This is a genomic window from Cohnella sp. GbtcB17 (assembly GCF_019091135.1).
Classification (GTDB): Bacteria; Bacillota; Bacilli; order Paenibacillales; family Paenibacillaceae; genus Cohnella.
On sequence record NZ_JAGXJW010000015.1, the window covers coordinates 19,975 to 36,814 of the forward strand.

General features: G+C 60.9%; 13 protein-coding genes. 11 read left to right on the plus strand and 2 right to left on the minus strand.

What is annotated here, in order from left to right:
- The first annotated feature begins 15 nt into the window (after positions 1-15).
- The 4 genes from KVT38_RS10240 to KVT38_RS10255 all read left to right on the plus strand — a co-directional run bounded on the left by KVT38_RS10240 (position 16) and on the right by KVT38_RS10255 (position 6,225).
- Positions 16-1,185: a Gfo/Idh/MocA family protein gene (locus KVT38_RS10240; protein WP_217593615.1), complete on the plus strand. Its 1,170-nt coding sequence runs from the start codon at positions 16-18 to the stop codon at positions 1,183-1,185.
- Entirely contained in the window at positions 1,182-2,363 is a 1,182-nt protein-coding gene (locus KVT38_RS10245) for a trans-sulfuration enzyme family protein (RefSeq protein WP_217593616.1), read from the plus strand. Before KVT38_RS10240 ends, KVT38_RS10245 begins: the two co-directional genes overlap by 4 nt.
- Positions 2,360-4,033 (plus strand): DUF4091 domain-containing protein, encoded by a 1,674-nt coding sequence (locus KVT38_RS10250; RefSeq protein WP_217593617.1) that lies wholly within the window; start codon positions 2,360-2,362, stop codon positions 4,031-4,033. Before KVT38_RS10245 ends, KVT38_RS10250 begins: the two co-directional genes overlap by 4 nt.
- Positions 4,034-4,149: 116 nt before the next feature.
- Entirely contained in the window at positions 4,150-6,225 is a 2,076-nt protein-coding gene (locus KVT38_RS10255; RefSeq protein ID WP_217593618.1) for a penicillin-binding transpeptidase domain-containing protein, read from the plus strand.
- Here KVT38_RS10255 and KVT38_RS10260 read toward each other — a convergent pair.
- Positions 6,191-6,892, minus strand: a complete 702-nt coding sequence (locus tag KVT38_RS10260) for an FHA domain-containing protein (RefSeq protein WP_217593619.1) — start codon at positions 6,890-6,892, stop codon at positions 6,191-6,193. The two genes, KVT38_RS10255 and KVT38_RS10260, sit on opposite strands and share 35 nt — an antisense overlap.
- A gap of 135 nt (positions 6,893-7,027) precedes the next feature.
- On the opposite strand from KVT38_RS10260, the gene KVT38_RS10265 reads away from it, so the two are divergent.
- From KVT38_RS10265 to KVT38_RS10275, 3 genes are all read left to right on the plus strand, one after another.
- Positions 7,028-7,984, plus strand: a complete 957-nt coding sequence (locus KVT38_RS10265) for a D-2-hydroxyacid dehydrogenase (protein WP_217593620.1) — start codon at positions 7,028-7,030, stop codon at positions 7,982-7,984.
- Positions 7,985-8,825: 841 nt separating this feature from the next.
- Positions 8,826-9,506, plus strand: coding sequence for a MarR family winged helix-turn-helix transcriptional regulator (locus KVT38_RS10270; RefSeq protein ID WP_254639131.1), 681 nt, complete (start codon positions 8,826-8,828; stop codon positions 9,504-9,506).
- Positions 9,507-9,608: 102 nt separating this feature from the next.
- Entirely contained in the window at positions 9,609-9,992 is a 384-nt protein-coding gene (locus KVT38_RS10275; RefSeq protein WP_217593621.1) for a VOC family protein, read from the plus strand.
- A 62-nt stretch (positions 9,993-10,054) separates the two neighbouring features.
- On the opposite strand, the gene KVT38_RS10280 is transcribed toward KVT38_RS10275, so the two are convergent.
- Positions 10,055-10,933 (minus strand): LysR family transcriptional regulator, encoded by an 879-nt coding sequence (locus KVT38_RS10280; RefSeq protein WP_217593705.1) that lies wholly within the window; start codon positions 10,931-10,933, stop codon positions 10,055-10,057.
- 119 nt (positions 10,934-11,052) lie between these two features.
- Here KVT38_RS10280 and zwf point away from each other — a divergent pair, with 119 nt between their 5' ends.
- The 4 genes from zwf (at position 11,053) to gndA (ending at position 16,765) form a co-directional block, all read left to right on the plus strand.
- The gene (zwf, locus tag KVT38_RS10285) at positions 11,053-12,585 is read left to right on the plus strand and encodes a glucose-6-phosphate dehydrogenase (protein ID WP_217593622.1); all 1,533 of its coding nucleotides are present in this window, start codon (positions 11,053-11,055) and stop codon (positions 12,583-12,585) included.
- Positions 12,563-14,554, plus strand: a complete 1,992-nt coding sequence (tkt, locus tag KVT38_RS10290; RefSeq protein ID WP_217593623.1) for a transketolase — start codon at positions 12,563-12,565, stop codon at positions 14,552-14,554. Before zwf ends, tkt begins: the two co-directional genes overlap by 23 nt.
- 54 nt (positions 14,555-14,608) lie before the next feature.
- A complete protein-coding gene (fsa, locus tag KVT38_RS10295; RefSeq protein WP_217593624.1) occupies positions 14,609-15,274 on the plus strand; it encodes a fructose-6-phosphate aldolase in 666 nt (221 codons plus the stop codon).
- Positions 15,275-15,346: 72 nt separating this feature from the next.
- Entirely contained in the window at positions 15,347-16,765 is a 1,419-nt protein-coding gene (gene gndA, locus KVT38_RS10300; RefSeq protein ID WP_217593625.1) for an NADP-dependent phosphogluconate dehydrogenase, read from the plus strand.
- Positions 16,766-16,840: the final 75 nt, after the last annotated feature.

Genomic DNA, 16,840 nt, shown 5'->3' on the forward strand with positions numbered 1-16,840 from the left:
AAGGAGTTTATTCATATGAAAATCGGGATTATCGGCTACGGCACCCGGATGCACTACTTTCTCGATCGGCTGCTGGAGCTGGAAGCGGGCGTAGAGGTCGCGGCCGTCGCGGATATCGATACGGCCAAGGCGGCGAAGCAGCTCGCTGAGAAAGGAATCGTGTCGCCGGCCGTGCGCTTGTATACGGACGCGGACGAGATGCTGGCGCGCGAGGCGCTGGACGGCGTCATGATCGGCACCCGCTGCGCGCTCCATGCCGAGATGGCGGTCAAAGTCATGCGGCTGCATCTGCCGCTGTTTCTCGAGAAGCCGGTCGGCATTACGTTCGCGGATTTGCAGCGATTATCCGAAGCGGCGGAGACGTCCCGCTCCGAGGTCGTCGTCTCGTTCCCGCTGCGCAATACGCCGCTCGTCAAGCTGACCAAGGAGATCGTCGACTCGGGCAGACTCGGAACGATCGAGCATGCCCAGGCCGTCAACAACGTGCCGTACGGCGGCGTCTATTTTCACAGCTGGTACCGGGACGAGGCCGAGACCGGCGGCCTCTTTTTGCAGAAGGCGACGCACGATCTGGATTGCCTGAACTACCTCATCGGCCAGCGTCCGGTGTCGGTCGCGGCGATGGCGTCGAAGCAGGTGTTCAAGGGGAACAAGCCGGCGGGCCTGCGCTGCGGTGACTGCGAAGACAACCGCGTCTGCCCGGAAAGTCCGTACGTGCTTCAGAAGTTCAGAGAGGAAGAAGTAACCGGCGATCAGTGCGCGTTCGCGGTAGACACCGGCAATCACGATTCGGCGAGCGTGCTTATTCGTTATGAATCCGGCATGCACGCCGTCTATTCGCAAAACTTTTACTCGCGTAAAGCGGCCGCGCGGCGAGGCGTCCGGCTGATCGGCTATGACGGCACCGCTGAGTTCGATTTTTACAAGGATGAGGTAAACGTTTTCATGCACCACACCCGGCGGGTAGAAAATTATAAGCTGGAGGCCGCCAAGCTGCCGCACTTCGGCGGCGATTCGGCGCTTGCGCTCAATTTCATCGGCGTCATGGAAGGCAAGGAAAAGTCGGCTACGCCGCTCTCCATGGGCATCGCCAGCGCGCTGACCTGCCTCGAAGCGGAGCGTTCTTCGAAGAGCGACGCCTTCCGCGTCATCCCGGCCGTAACGGCAGAAGCCGGTACGCGATGAAGAGCGGCAAATCGATTTATTCTGCCGTAACGCACGACGCGCATGACGAACGGCACTTTGGCGCCGTGCACACGCCGGTCTACGACAGCAGCCTGTTTACGTTCGAGACCGTCGCCGCTATGGAGCGAGCGGGCGGGGATGCGGACGCCTACGTCTATTCGCGGGGCAACAACCCGACCGTGCGCACGCTCGAGGACAAGCTTGCCGAGCTCGAGGGCGGCGAGCGCGCCCGCTGCTTCGCTACCGGCATGGGCGCCGTATCGGCGGCGGTGCTGTCATCCGTGCGGACAGGCGACCACATCGTATGCATAGACCAGGCGTACGGACCGGCAAGAGAGCTGATGGGCGGCTATCTGAAGCGGGTCGGGATCGAGACGACGTTCGTCGACGGGACTTCGGTCGACGACATCGTCTCGGCGATCCGGCCGGAGACGAAGCTGCTCTATCTGGAAAGCCCGAGCAGCCTCCTGTTCGAGCTGCAGGATCTGCGCCGCTGCGCGGCGCTCGCGCGGGAGCGCGGCATACGCACGATCGTGGACAACACCTGGGCGACGCCCTGCTATCAGAACCCGCTCGCGCTCGGGATCGACCTGCTCGTGCATTCGCTCACGAAGTACGCGGGCGGCCATAGCGACGCGATGGGGGGCGCCGTCGTCGGCAGCGCCGAAGCGATCGTGGCGCTTAGCCGCAGCGAGCTTGTGCTGTTTGGCGCGGTCATGCTGCCGCAGACGGCCTCGGTCATCCTGCGCGGCCTCCGCACGCTGCCGCTGCGGATGGAGCGGCACCAGGCCGGCGGCCTTGCCGTCGCCGCCTATCTGTCGTCGCTGCCGTTCGTGGACCGCGTACGTCATCCGGGCTTGACCTCGCATCCGCAGCACGCGCTCGCACGATCGCAGATGTCGGGCTACGGCGGACTGCTCTCCTTCGAGGCCGGCGAGGACCGGGAGCGTCTGGCGCGATTCGTCGATTCGCTCGCGTATTTTCGAATCGGCTTCAGCTGGGGCGGTTACGAAAGCCTCGTCTCGCTCCAGGAGGGAGCGGCGGGGCGGCCTCGCACGCCGCGGCCGGTCGTCCGGCTGTACGTGGGGCTGGAGGACCCGGCCGACCTGATCGCGGATCTTGCGCGCGCATTCCGCGCGGCGGGATTCGCTAACCAAGAGGAGGAACAGAAACCATGACGGATAAGATCGCGATTGAGACTCGCTGTCTGAGCTCTCTGTCCAAGGTGTTCCCCGACGGCGAGCCGGCGCCTGCCGAACGATGCGGATCGGGCTCCGCACTGCGGGGGGAGCATTATTCGTTTCAAATCGCCTACCGGGCGCCGGAGCTGACGCGCACCGCGAAGGTTCGCGTTAAAGTCGCCGCCCCCGGGCTGGAAGGCAGGATTTCCGTCAAGTCGGTTGGACTCGCGCCGTCCGCGCTGCCGTGCTACGGAGATCCGGACGACGACATTTTGCGCGGCGTACCCGGCTTATACCCCGACCCGCTTCATCCGCTCGGACCTGGCGACACGGTCAAAGTGCCGCCGCGGCAGTGGCGCTCGCTTTGGATCGAAGCCGCGATCGGCCGCGACGCCCGTCCGGGCGCGCATGCGATCGAGGTCTCTTTCGTCTCCGAGACGGGCGAGGCGCTCGGGCATGAAGTGTTCGCGCTGGAAGTCATCCCCGCCGAGCTGCCGGAGCAAGAGCTGATCCATACCGAATGGCTGCATGCCGATTGTCTCGCGACAGAATACGGCGTCGATATCTTTAGCGACCGGCACTGGGCGCTGATCGAGGCCTATGTGGGCACCGCTGCGGCGCACGGCATGAATATGCTGCTCACGCCCCTGTTCACGCCGCCGCTCGACACGGCGGTCGGCGGCGAACGGCCGACGGTTCAATTGGTCGACGTCCGGCTCGACGGGGACACCTACAGCTTCGGCTTCGACAAGCTGAACCGATGGATCGAGATGGGCCTGCGCAAAGGCATCCGATACTTTGAATTTTCCCACCTCTTCACCCAGTGGGGCGCGAAGCATGCCCCCAAGATCGAAGCGCTCGCCGAAGGCGTGCCGATCAAGCTGTTCGGCTGGCATACGGACGCGGCGGGCGAGCCGTATCGTCGTTTTCTTGACGCCTTTTTGCCGGAGCTCGTCGATTACATCCGGGTGCGCGGACTGGAGAGCCGGGTTTATTTCCACGTATCCGACGAACCGCACGAGGCCGACGTGGAATCGTATCGCGCCGCCGCAGACATCATGCGCAAGCATCTGTCCGGATTTCCGATCATCGATGCGCTGTCCGACTTCGCGTTCTACGAGCTGGGCCTGGTCGGGCAGCCGATCCCGGCGAACGATCGGATCGAACCGTTCCTTGCCGCGGGCGTGCCGGAGCTTTGGACTTATTACTGCTGCTCGCAATACAAGGACGTGGCCAATCGCTTCTTCGACATGCCTTCCGCCCGCAGCCGCATCCTCGGCCTGCAGCTTTACAAATACCGAATCAAGGGCTTCCTTCATTGGGGCTACAACTTTTGGTATGCGCAGTACTCGGAGCGGCCGATCCGGCCGTTCGAGGTGACCGATGCGGGCGGCGCTTTCCCGTCGGGAGACGCCTTTCTCGTGTATCCCGGAAGCGAAGGCGACGGTCCGATCGAGTCGATCCGGCTCAAAGTCGTGCGCGAGGCGCTCCAGGATCAGCGCGCCCTGCAGCTGCTCGAGAGGCTGGCGGGCCGCGAGACGGCGGCTGCGCTGATCGAGAGCGAGCTCGATGCGCCGCTTACGTTTGCCGCGTATCCGAGAGAAGGCGCCTGGCTGCTGCGCAGGCGGGAGCGAATTAATCAGGCGATCCGGGATGCCGTCCGATAGCGCGACATAGGCGCGTAGACCGGTCCTTTGGCGCGCCTGTCAGCCGCCTATCATTTTTCTTCTATTGAACGGGTAGAGCCGCCGATCTATGATAGCAGTAGACGGGAGGCGGAAAAATGAAAATACGCAATGGGGCGATAACGATCCTGCTGGCGTTGACGGTGCTGAGCGGATGCAAAGGCGGCGGCGATAACCTGACGCCGGAACCGACGCCGGAGCCGACGGCAGAAGACGCGATCGGCGCCTATCTCAAAGACTGGCAGCAGCTCGATTATGCGGGCATGTACGCGATGCTGACGCCGGACGCGAGGACCAAGCTGACCGCGGAGCAGTTCGCCGAGCGCTACGGCAAAATATACGAGGGCATCAAGGCATCGAAGCTGGAGATTGAGGACGTCTCTCCGGCGCCTGCCGGTTCTTCTTCGGCGGCGCCGTCGGCGACCGCTTTGGCCGGGCCGGTCGTTCAGAAGTTCCAATTCACCGTTCAAATGGAGACGGTCGCCGGTCCCGTCTCGTTCAAGCATGAGGGCACGGCGAGGAAAACGCTGGACGGCGAGGAGCAGCACTGGCGGATCGACTGGGATCCGTCGATGATCTTCCCCGAGATGAAGGACGGGGACAAGGTGCGGGTGCAGACGCTCGCCTCCGAACGCGGCGAGATCGTCGACCGAACGGGCGAGGGGCTCGCCGTGAACGGCTCGGCGCCGCAGCTCGGCATCGTACCCGGCCAGCTCGGAGACGATCCCGCCGCGGTCAAAACGAAGGTCGCCGCCAAGCTGGGCATTACCGTGGCCGATATCGACCGCAAGCTTGGCGCTTCCTGGGTCAAGCCGGAGCTGTTCGTGCCGATTGGCGTCGTGGGCGAAGCCGACATGGATGCGTTCGACAATGTGCCGGGCGTCGTCTTTCAGCAGAAAAAGCTACGCGAATACCCGCTTGGCGCAGCCGCCGCCCATTTGACCGGCTATGTCGGGGAGATTAATGCCGAGCAGCTGGAGCGGCTGAAGGACAAAGGCTACAAGTCCGGAGACATCATCGGCAAGGCGGGGCTGGAGCAGGTGCTGGAGGATCAGCTGAGAGGGAAGGACGGAGTCGTCGTCGCGATCGAAGATGCCGCAGGCCAGCGCAAGGCGGTGCTTGCCGAGAAGGCGGCCGTGCCGGGGACTTCGTTCCAGCTGACCGTGGACGCGGGCTTGCAAAAAACGATCTACAACGAGATCAAAGCGGATTCTGCGTCCGCCGCGGCGATCGAGCCGAAGACCGGCAAGGTGCTAGCGCTGCTCAGCAGTCCGTCCTACGACCCGAACGCCTTTGTGCGCGGCTTGTCCGCCAAGCAGTATGCAGCCTGGAACGACGATCCGCGCCATCCGTTCCTGAACCGCTTTTCCAAAGGCTATGCGCCCGGTTCTTCGTTCAAGCTCGTCACGGGAGCTATCGGCCTGGACGAGGGTACGCTCGATCCGAACAAGGAAGTAGACATCTCCGGCTTGAAGTGGACGAAGGACGGCTCGTGGGGCAGCTATTACGTGAAGCGGGTTCACGCCGTCAATCCGGTAGATCTGTCAAAGGCGCTGACGTACTCGGACAACATCTACTTCGCGCAGGCGGCGCTCGCGCTGGGAAAAGACAAGTTCGAGGCGGGCGCCGCCGGATTCGGCATCGGCGAGGCGATCCCGATCGTCTATCCGCTCGCCAAGTCGCAGCTGTCGAACAAGGGCATCAAGGGCGAGATCCAGCTCGCGGATTCGGGCTACGGTCAAGGCGAAGTGACGATGACGTCGCTTCACGTAGCGCTCGCCTTCTCGGCGGTAGTAAACGGCGGCAATATCGCCTATCCGCGGCTCACGCTGGAGGATGATCCGCAGACGCCGCAGATTTGGAAGGAAGGCGCGATGACGCCCGAAGCGGCGGACATCCTCAAGAAGGATCTCGTCCAGGCGGTGACGAGTCCGGAAGGCGTCGGCCACGGCGCCTATATTCAAGGAGCGGCGATCGCGGGCAAGACGGGCACTGCCGAGCTCAAGGCGAGCAAAGGCGTCAAGGGCGAGGAAAACGGCTGGTTCGTCGGCTTCGACGCGAACGATCCGAAGCTGCTGCTGGCCGTCATGGTCGAAGGCGTCAGCGGGCGCGGAGGCAGTACGTACGTCACGCCGATGGTCAAACGAATTTTTCAGCAAGCGATGAAAGGCTGAGCACGAAGCCTTTTCCTCGTACGTTTTCGATGTTGAGGACGGGACCCGTTTTTTTGCGGATGCGGTACAGCAGGGAGTTGATCTCTTCTGCGCCGGCCGCAAGGGTCCCATCCTCGCCGGTTCGTTCGGGCCACACGTAGCGGGCAATCTCTTCTTTTCCGACGAATCTACGTTCCCTTCGCAGGAGCAGCTCGACGCATTTGAATTCTTTTTCCGTAAAAGGAAAGGGCGTGCCGCGGACGGTGAGCACTTGCCGGATCGGGTCCAGCGCGACGTCGTTCGTCTCGGCGAGCAACAGGGCGGCATCGCGTCCGAGGTCGAGCTCCATCGTCTCCTCCCAGCCGCGATCGGAAAAGGCCAGGCATACCGCGCCTTTGGAAAACGCAATGAGGTCGGAGGCGCGAAGAACGACAGGCTCGAACGGCGTCAGCCGGATTCCGTTCACTTCTGTGCCGTGCTTGCTGTCAAAGTCCGTTACTCGGCAAATACCGTTTTCGCACGCGATCTCGGCATGTTTTCTCGATACATACGCATTGTCGAATCCGATATCCGGCGTCCATTCGGCGTCTCGGCGCCCAAGAACGACGCTCGGCCGGTCAAGCGTCAGCAATGCGCCCTCGTCGTGCGGATAGCCGCGAATGACGACGAGGCAGGGGGATGGGGTCATTTGGCTGCACCTCGAATGCGATCTGGGTTTAATAGATGATGTAGATAAGACGAACGTTGCGGCCCGCAGGTTTCGATCGGCCTGTTCGAAAGGCGCTGCGACGGGGGCGGCCCAAGTGAAATGGAGGGAACCGATGTGAAAATTGTCGTGCTTGACGGCTATACGCTCAACCCGGGCGATCTGTCCTGGGACGGGTTCGAGCGTCTGGGCCAGGTGGAGGTATATGACCGAACGACGCCGGAGCTCGCGGAGGAGCGCGCTCGCGAGGCGAGCGTCGTGCTGACGAACAAGACGCCGGTTCGCGCGGAGCAGCTCGCGAAGCTGCCTGCGCTCAAGTATATCGGCGTGCTGGCGACCGGCTTCGACAATGTCGACGTGCAGACGGCGGGCGAGCGGGGCATCGCCGTGACGAATGTGCCGGGGTATGGAACGGAATCGGTCGCGCAAACCGTATTCGCCCTGCTCCTCGAGCTTTGCCAGCACGTCGGACTGCACGACCGCTCCGTCAAGGCGGGGGACTGGGCGGACAGTCCGGACTTCAGCTACTGGAAAACGCCGCTGACAGAGCTAAGCGGTAAAACGATGGGCATCGTCGGCTACGGCCGCATCGGGGAATCGGTCGCGCGCATCGCGCATGCCTTCGGCATGAAGGTGGCGGCGCACAAGCGCCATCCCGGCGGTGCACCGCCGTTCGACGGCTTTGAATGGACGGACTTGCCCGAGCTGCTGGCAAAGTCCGACGTCGTCAGCTTGCATTGTCCGCTCACGCCCGACACGGAAGAATTGATCAACCGCGACAGCCTCGCGCGGATGAAGCGATCCGCCTTCCTGATCAATACGGCGCGCGGCCGTTTGATCGCGGAGCAGGATCTGGCGGACAGCTTGAACGCAGGCCGCCTCGCGGGCGCCGGTCTGGACGTCCTGTCCGCGGAGCCCCCGCCGGCCGACCATCCGCTGCTGTCAGCCGTCAACTGTATCGTTACGCCGCACCAGGCATGGGCGACGCGAGAAGCGAGGGCGCGGCTGATGGCTACGGCCGTGGGCAACCTGGAGGCGTTTTTGGCAGGAAAGTCGGCCAATCGGGTAGTCTGAGGGAAGGCCGGCTGAAGGGAGCGGGCTGACGGAGTGGCGGTGGGAGCGGCGTGGTTTGTTTCTAACTGAGACTTTTTGGCCGGAGTGGCGGTGGGAGCGGCGTGGTTTGTTTCTAACCGAGACTTTTTGGCCGGAGTGACGGTGGGAACGTCGTGGTTTGTTTCTAACTGAGACTTTTTCGCCGGAGCGACGGTGGGAGCGTCGTGGTTTGGTTTTAGCTGAGACCTTTTCGCCGGAGTGACAGTGGGAGCGTCGTGGTTTGTTTCTAACCGAGACTATTTCGCCGGAGTGACGATGGGAGCGTCGTGGTTTGTTTCTACCTGAGACTATTTCGACCGAGTGGCGGTGGGAACGTCGTGGTTTGTTTCTAACCGAGACTTTTTGGCCGGAGTAACTGTGGGAGCAGCGTGGTTTGTTTCTAACCGAGACTTAATGGCCGGAGTGACGGTGCGAGCAGCGTGGTTTGTTTCTAACCCAGACTTTTTGGCCGGAGTGACGGTGCGAGCGGCTTGGTTTGTTTCTACCCGAGACTTTTTCGACCGAGTGGCGGTGGGAACGTCGTGGTTTGTTTCTACCTGAGACTTTTTGGCCGGAGTGACAGTGGGAGCGACTTGGTTAGTTTCTAACCGAGACCTTTTCGCCGGGGTGACGGTGGGAACGTCGTGGTTAGTTTCTACCTGGGATTTTTTCGCCGGAGTGACCGTAAAGCCTTGCCCTAAGACGGCAGAGGCTTTTTTCTTTTTAACAAACTAGATTTGACTAATTAACAAGGTACCTGTATGATAAATAACAAGGCACCTGATAATCAGGCCCCTGAATAAAAAGCCGGGAGGCATATACGATGGATACAATGGAAATGAACCAATCGAGCCTAATGGAGCAGTTGTTCCGCATCGTCATTTTGCTGCGTCGATATCAGCATCAATTGTTGAGAGAGGGCGCAGGTGGCGGGGATCCGCTTCGCGGGCAGGGGCGCGTGCTGTCGCTGCTCAGGCTGAAGCCAGAGATCACGCAAAAGGAGCTGTCCTATTTGCTCGACATGCGCAATCAATCGCTGGGCGAGCTGCTCGGCAAGCTGGAGCGCAGCGGCTATATTACGCGCACGGCGTCGGAGCAGGATCGCCGGGTGATGAATGTGACGCTGACGGAAGCCGGCGCCGAAGCGGCGGAGGAGATCGAGAAGCAGCAGGAGAGTCACAATAAGCTGTTCGAATGTCTGAGCGAGGATGAACAGCGCACGATGGGCGAATACCTAGACAGGTTGATCGGAGAGCTCAAACGGCAATTGGTCGGCGAAGAGGTCATGGAGGGCAGGGGAGACGGTCACCGTGACGGTCATGGGCATCATGATCGTGGGCATGGGGGCGGGCCTCGCGGTTTCGATCCGCGCGGCAGAGGACGCGGCGGCCATCCGGGGCATGGCGGCCACGGCTTCGATCCGAATGGCGGGCGCCATCGCCGCCTGTCTTTCGGAGGGGAAGGCTGGGGCATGCGCCCAAGACCGCGCCGGGACTCGTTTTAATTGAGTGTCGCAGACGACGTTAAATCCAGCAATCGAAAAGAAACGACGCCGTCCGCGAAGTGGTACACTGATTCCATCTGAAACGAAGGGCGGAGGATGGAAGTGAAGCTGTCTCATGTTCGACTATTGGCGCCGAATATTCAGGAATGCTTTTTATTTTACCGAGATATGATCGGTCTTGAGGTTCGGTATGGAGACGAGACGACGCCCTTTGCCGAATTTGCGACGGGGGACGTCAGCTTTGCGCTCGAACCGCCGATGGCCGACGATACCGGTGAAGCCCGATCGAGGACGCAGCCGTTTAGCGGTCGGGATCAAGTGGCGCTCGTGTTCCGCGTAGACAACGTCGATGCCGTATACGAGGAGCTGCGCGCAAAGGGCGTTCCGTTCGTGCAACCGCCGCTCGATACGCCGGAATGGGGCCACCGCGTCGCCTATCTTCGCGATCCGGCCGGCCATGTGATTGAGTTGAATCAAGGTATTTAATCCTGTTAACTAAAGCGAGCGAGCAGATCTAATTCTGCTTGCTCGTTTTTTAATCTATCCCTTTATTTCACTAGCCCGATAAACGTCTGCGCCGCGCTGGACAGCGGCATATTTCGCATCGTTAACAATCCGACATGGGACGGCGGCAGCGGGATGTCGAGAGACACCTCGAACAGCGAGCCTTCCTCGAGCTCCCTGGAGACGAACTCCCGGGTCACATAGGAGATGCCCAGTCCCCGTCTTGCGAACTCGATGAGCAGGTCGACGCTGCCGACTTCGATCTCCGGCTTGATGGAATACCCGTAGTTGTGGAAAAGCTCGGTGATCGTCATCCGGGCGCGGCTGTTGCGGGAGAACAGGATGATCGGGTACTGGAGGAGCGCGTCGAGCGTCAGCACTTCGTTTTGAAGTTCCGCGTACCTGGCCCCTGCGACGAAGCAGTCCTGCAGCTGGAAGCTCTCCGTCACCTGGAGCTGCGGATCGACGATCGGCATGCGCACGACACCGAGATCAATTCGGCCCTCTTTAAGGAACGTAATCACCTCGGGCGTCGTGCCGTGGTTCAGGTGAAGCTTTACGCCCGGATGAAGCTTGTGGAACTGCTCCAGATAAGGAAGCACGTAATGCTTAAACAATGAGTCGCTGCCGCCGATTCGCAGCTCGCCGCTGTCCAGGTTTTTGAGCGCGGCCATCTTTTCCTCCGCCAGCGTGATCAGAATCTGCGATTGCTCGATGTACGAGTAGAGCACCATGCCTTCCTGCGTCAGCTCGACGCCTTTGGAGTTGCGATAGAACAGCGAGACGCCGAAGCTTTCCTCCAGCTGCTTGATGGCGTGGCTCACGCTCGGCTGCGTCAAATACAGCGCCTTCGCCGCCTGCGTCAAACTCCCCGTTTTCGCCGCCCAATAGAACACTTTGTACAGCTCGTAGTTGTTCCCCATAGACATGGTCTATATCTCCTGTGAAATATATTAATTACTTGTATGGCTCCGTTTCGTATTATAGTGAAAATACAAAAAAGAAACCAGAGCGGCTCCTCGCTCGGGGAAGGAGAAGGAAGATGGAACCGACCACCTTTATATTGTTCGGGGCAACCGGAGATTTGGCCAAACGCAAAATCTATCCCGCCCTTTTTAACTTGTTCGTCCGCGGCAAGCTGCCGCAAGCCTTCTCCGTCGTCGGACTCGGCAGAAGAGAATGGACCGACGAAGTTTTCCAAGCCGCCGTCGAGCGGTCGCTATATCAATTTTCCAGAACGGAGCCGGCCGACAAGGAAAAGCTGAACGCTTTTTTGGAAGCCTTCCGATACAGCGTGCTCGATATCGGGCGCGAGGAGGACTACCGCAAGCTGCTGGCGCTCGTCGAAGCGCGCGAACAAGCGCTCGACATGCCGCCTAACCGGCTGTTCTACCTGTCGGTCGGCCCCGAGCACTTCGAGCCGATCGCGGACAACATTCGCGCAAGCGGGCTCGGTTCGGCAGACGGCTGGAAGCGGCTCGTCATCGAGAAGCCGTCCGGCCACGATCTCAAATCGGCTCGCGCGCTGAACGCGAAGTTGTCGGAATCGTTTGCCGATGCAGTGATCTTCACCATCGACCATTTCCTAGGCAAGCCGGGCGTACTGACTCTCGAAACGCTGCAGCAGGTCAAGCCGGTAATCCAGACGCTGGGGACCAACCGGTATATCGCGAACGTACAGATCACGGCCAGCGAATCGGTGGGCGTCGAGGAGCGGGCGGGCTATTACGATCACGTTGGCGCGATCCGCGACATGTTTCAGAACCATCTGCTCCAGCTGCTCATGATGGCGGCGATCCACCTGCCGTACGACAGCAGCTCCGAGAAGGTTCGCTTTAAAAAGAAGAAGATCATGGAAGCACTGGTTCCCGTGGCGAAGGAGGACGTCGGCCTGCATCTGGTCCGCGGCCAATACGAGGCGGGCAGCATCGGCGGCCAGCCGGTTGAAGGCTACCGGTCCGAGCCGGGAATCGCGGCGGATTCCATGAACGACACCTTCATCGCGGCGCGATTGCGCATCGACAACAACGACTGGCGCGGGGTGCCTTTTTACATCCGTACCGGCAAACGCATGAACAAGAAGTCGACGCGCATCGTCGTCGAATTCAAGGAGCCGCTCAAGCAGGCTTGGTCGCAAGCGGAGGGCGGCGTTGAGCCGAACCTGCTCGTCATCGAGATCGGTCCCGCCGAGAGCATTACGCTCCAACTGAACACGAAGGAGGCCGGCGCGCATGGCGGCTTCAAGCCGATTCACGTCGACTTGCATTCGACCCCGGCCGATTCGCCTGAAGCGTACGAGAATCTGATCGGCGATGCCCTGAAGGGCGATCCGACGTTTTTCGCGCATTGGGACGAAGTCGAGCTGTCCTGGCAGTATGTGCAGCCGATGCTGGACGCATTCGCCGACAACGAGGTAGAGCTCCACAGCTACCCCGCGGGCAGCCGGGGACCGGAAGCGTCCGACGCCCTGCTGGCGGAGGACGGGTACCACTGGTGGTTTGACGAAGATAACGAGACGCTGCCTAAAAACGATAGCCAAGAAGGAGCCAACTATGCCTACAACGCAAACCATTGAACAACTGTCGATCGATACGATCCGCACGCTGTCGATCGACGCCATCAACGCGGCCAACTCGGGTCATCCCGGCCTGCCGAGGGGGGCCGCCCCGATGGCGTACGCCCTCTGGTCCGAGCATTTGAACCACAACCCATCGAACGCCAAGTGGTTCAACCGCGACCGCTTCGTACTGTCGGCCGGTCACGGCTCCGCCTTGCTGTACAGCTTGCTTCACCTGTTCGGCTACGGGGTAACGATCGATGATCTGAAGCAGTTCCGCAAGCTGAACAGCAAGACGCCGGGCCACCCCGAGTTCGGCCACACCGACGGCGTCGACGCGACGACGGGGCCGCTCGGCCAAGGGATCGCGATGGCGGTCGGCATGGCGATGGCCGAAGCGCATCTCGCTTCGAGGTTCAATCAGACCGGCTTCCCGGTCGTCGACCATCATACGTACGCGCTCGTCGGCGACGGCTGCCTGATGGAAGGCATCTCGTACGAAGCGATGTCGATGGCCGGACACATGAAGCTGGGCAAGCTAATCGTGCTGTACGATTCCAACGATATCTCGCTCGATGGCGACCTGAACCTCAGCTTCGGCGAAAATATGCAAAAGCGTGCGGAATCCGCGAACTGGCAATACTTGCGCGTCGAAGACGGCAACGATCTGGCGGCAATCTCGGCAGCGATCGCGGCGGCGAAGGCGCATGCCGATCAGCCGACGATCATCGAGATCCGCACGATCATCGGCTACGGCAGCAAGTCTGCCGGCACGCACAAGGTGCACGGCAACCCGCTCGGCCTCGAGGAAGCGAAGGCGACGAAGCAGAATTACGGCTGGGCATTCGAGGAAGAATTCACGGTGCCTGACGAGGTTCGCGCGCACTTCGAGCTGTTGAAGCGCCAAGGAGCGGCCAAGGAAGAAGCATGGCACAAGCTGCTGTCGGCGTATGGCGAGGCGCATCCCGCGCTCGGCCAGGAGCTTGTCCGCGCGATTGACGGCAACGTATCGCTCGAGGACGGCGATATTCTGACGTTCGACGCGGGCAAGTCGATCTCCACGCGTGTCGCCAGCGGCGAAGCGATCAACCATTATGTGAAAAAAGTGCCGTCCATCTTCGGCGGCAGCGCGGATCTATCGCATTCGACGATGACCGACATCAAGGGCGAGCCGAAGTTCGCGGTCGACTCCTACGCTGGCCGCAACGTTTACTTCGGCGTCCGCGAGCACGCGATGGGCGCGGCCGGCAACGGCTTGGCGCTGCACGGCGGCATCAACGCGTTCGTCAGCACGTTTTTCGTATTCAGCGACTACCTGCGCCCGTCGATCAGGCTTGCTGCGCTGCAGAAGCTGCCAGTCGTCTACGTGTTTACGCACGATTCGATCGCTGTCGGCGAGGACGGCCCGACGCACGAGCCGGTTGAGCATCTGGCTGCGCTCCGCACGATTCCCGGCCTGACGATCATCCGTCCGTCGGACGCGAACGAGACGGCGAGCGCATGGGCGTATGCGCTGACCCAGCAGGATGGCCCCGTCGCGCTCGTCCTCAGCCGGCAAAATCTGCCGACCTACGAGCAGACGAAGGCGAATCGCGAGCAAGTCGCCAAAGGCGCGTACGTGCTGGCCGAGACGAATGCGCAGCCGGATCTGATCCTGATCGCGACCGGTTCCGAGGTCTCTCTGGCGGTGAACGCGAAGGCGGAGCTCGAGAAGGATAACGTCTCCGTTCGCGTCGTGGCGATGCCAAGCCGCGAGCTGTTCGACAGGCAGCCGGAGGCCTACAAGCAATCCGTGCTTCCCGACGCAGTCGATAAGCGCGTTTCGATCGAAGCGGGCATCTCGCTCGGATGGGATCGCTATGTCGGCAAGGAAGGCAAAGTGTTGTCCATCGATACGTTCGGCGCATCGGGCGCCGGCGGCGCGGTTATGGAATACTTCGGCTTTTCCGTCTCCAACGTCGTCCGCATCGCCAAAGAGCTGCTATAATTTGTAATCGGATAGATACCAACCAAATTCCAAATCGACGGAGGTAATGGAACCATGAAATTTTTCATCGACACAGCTAACCTGGCAGACATTAAAAAAGCGTACAAGATCGGCGTCCTGTCGGGCGTCACGACGAATCCTTCCCTGGTCGCCAAGGAAGGCGTGAAGTTCGAGGACCGCATCGAAGAGATTCTGAAGGAAGTGCCGGAAGTCGAGTCGGTATCCGCCGAAGTGACACCTGACGCCCTCACGGCGGAAGACATGATCGCTCAGGCGAACGAGCTGATCAAGATCAACAACAACGACAAAAACATCACGATCAAGCTGCCGATGACGCTGGCCGGCCTCGAGGCTTGCCGCTACCTGACCAAGAAAGGCGTCAAGACGAACGTCACGCTGATCTTCACGGTTAACCAGGCGCTGCTCGCCGCCCGCGCCGGCGCAACCTACGTGTCGCCGTTCCTCGGCCGCCTCGACGATATTTCCGAGGATGGTGTCCTGCTCGTTGCGAAAATCGCGGAGCTGTTCCGTATCCATAACCTGGACGCGCAGATTATCGCAGCTTCCGTCCGCCATCCGGACCACGTCACCCGTGTCGCCATGGCCGGCGCGCATATCGCCACGATTCCGTTCTCGGTAATCGAACAGCTCACCAAGCACCCGCTGACCGAGCAAGGCATGGAAAAATTCGCAGCCGACTGGAAAAAAGCCGTTCAATAATCGAAGCAAGCGGCCGCACCAAAAAGGCTTTCTAAATAGAGAGAGAACATAAGACCGGGAGGATGGAGAGAAATGAGCAAGCAGCAAATTGGCGTAGTCGGACTTGCGGTCATGGGCAAAAACCTGGCCTTAAATATCGAGAGCAAAGGCTTCTCCGTAGCGGTGTACAATCGTTCGCCCGAGAAGACGAAGGAGCTGCTGGAAGAAGCGAAGGGCAAAAACTTCGTGGGCGCCTACAGCGTTGAAGAGTTCGTGCAGTCGCTGGAGACGCCGCGGAAAATCTTGATCATGGTCAAGGCGGGCAAGCCGACCGACGACACGATCGAGCAACTGGTGCCTTACCTCGATCAAGGCGACATTCTGATCGACGGCGGCAACGCGTACTTCCCGGACACGCAGCGGAGAAATAAAGCTCTTCAGGAAAAAGGCTTCCGCTTCATCGGCGCAGGCGTATCGGGCGGCGAGGAAGGCGCGTTGCACGGTCCTGCGATCATGCCGGGCGGCCAGAAGGACGCCTACGCGCTCGTCGAGCCGATCCTGACGGCGATCTCCGCCAAAGTGAACGGCGATCCGTGCTCGACGTATATCGGTGCCGACGGTGCCGGACACTACGTCAAGATGGTGCACAACGGCATCGAGTACGGCGACATGCAGCTGATCGGCGAGGCGTACCACCTGCTCAAGGATGTGCTCGGCCTTGGCGCCGGAGAGCTGCACGACATTTTCACCGAGTGGAATAAAGGGGAGCTTGACAGCTACCTGATCGAGATCACGGCCGACATCTTCTCCAAGACCGATCCCGAGACGGGCAAGCCGATGGTCGACGTCATCCTCGACTCTGCCGGTCAAAAGGGCACGGGCAAATGGACGAGCCAAAGCGCGCTCGATCTGGGCGTGCCGCTGTCCATCATCACCGAGTCCGTCTTCGCCCGCTTCCTGTCGGCGATGAAGGAAGAACGCGCCATCGCGAGCCGCAAGCTGACCGGACCGGAAGCAACGGGCTACGACGGCGATCCGAAGGAATTCATCGAAGCGGTGCGCCAGGCGCTGTTCGCCAGCAAGATCGCCTCGTACGCCCAAGGCTTCGCGCAAATGCGCGCCGCCTCCGACGCCTACGGCTGGGATCTGAACTACGGCGGCATCGCGATGATCTTCAGAGGCGGCTGCATTATCCGCGCCGGCTTCCTGCAGAACATCAAGGACGCGTATGACCGCAATCCGGCGCTGCAAAACCTGCTGCTGGACGAGTACTTCGGCGGCGTCGTGCGCGATTACCAGGGCGCTTGGAGAAAAGTCGTCGCCGCGGCCGTGACGAGAGGCATTCCGGTGCCCGCGTTCGCTTCGGCGCTGGCTTACTACGACAGCTACCGGACGGAGCGCTTGCCGGCCAACCTGCTGCAGGCGCAGCGCGACTACTTCGGCGCGCATACGTTCGAGCGGCTCGACCGCGAAGGCAGCTTCCATTTCCAATGGATCGGCGGCCAGCAATAATCCAGCGTGTTCATTTCAGTGTCTAATTTTAACGAAGCACGCCGCGGTCGCGGCGTGCTTTTTACGTATTTGACA

Coding starts and splice junctions, on each gene's coding strand:
- KVT38_RS10250 (WP_217593617.1), top strand. CDS start 2,360: ATGACGGATAAGATCGCGATTGAGACTCGCTGTCTGAGCTCTCTGTCC.
- tkt (WP_217593623.1), top strand. CDS start 12,563: ATGCCTACAACGCAAACCATTGAACAACTGTCGATCGATACGATCCGC.
- gndA (WP_217593625.1), top strand. CDS start 15,347: ATGAGCAAGCAGCAAATTGGCGTAGTCGGACTTGCGGTCATGGGCAAA.
- KVT38_RS10260 (WP_217593619.1), bottom strand. CDS start 6,892: ATGACCCCATCCCCCTGCCTCGTCGTCATTCGCGGCTATCCGCACGAC.
- KVT38_RS10245 (WP_217593616.1), top strand. CDS start 1,182: ATGAAGAGCGGCAAATCGATTTATTCTGCCGTAACGCACGACGCGCAT.
- KVT38_RS10240 (WP_217593615.1), top strand. CDS start 16: ATGAAAATCGGGATTATCGGCTACGGCACCCGGATGCACTACTTTCTC.
- KVT38_RS10255 (WP_217593618.1), top strand. CDS start 4,150: ATGAAAATACGCAATGGGGCGATAACGATCCTGCTGGCGTTGACGGTG.
- fsa (WP_217593624.1), top strand. CDS start 14,609: ATGAAATTTTTCATCGACACAGCTAACCTGGCAGACATTAAAAAAGCG.
- KVT38_RS10270 (WP_254639131.1), top strand. CDS start 8,826: ATGGATACAATGGAAATGAACCAATCGAGCCTAATGGAGCAGTTGTTC.
- zwf (WP_217593622.1), top strand. CDS start 11,053: ATGGAACCGACCACCTTTATATTGTTCGGGGCAACCGGAGATTTGGCC.
- KVT38_RS10280 (WP_217593705.1), bottom strand. CDS start 10,933: ATGGGGAACAACTACGAGCTGTACAAAGTGTTCTATTGGGCGGCGAAA.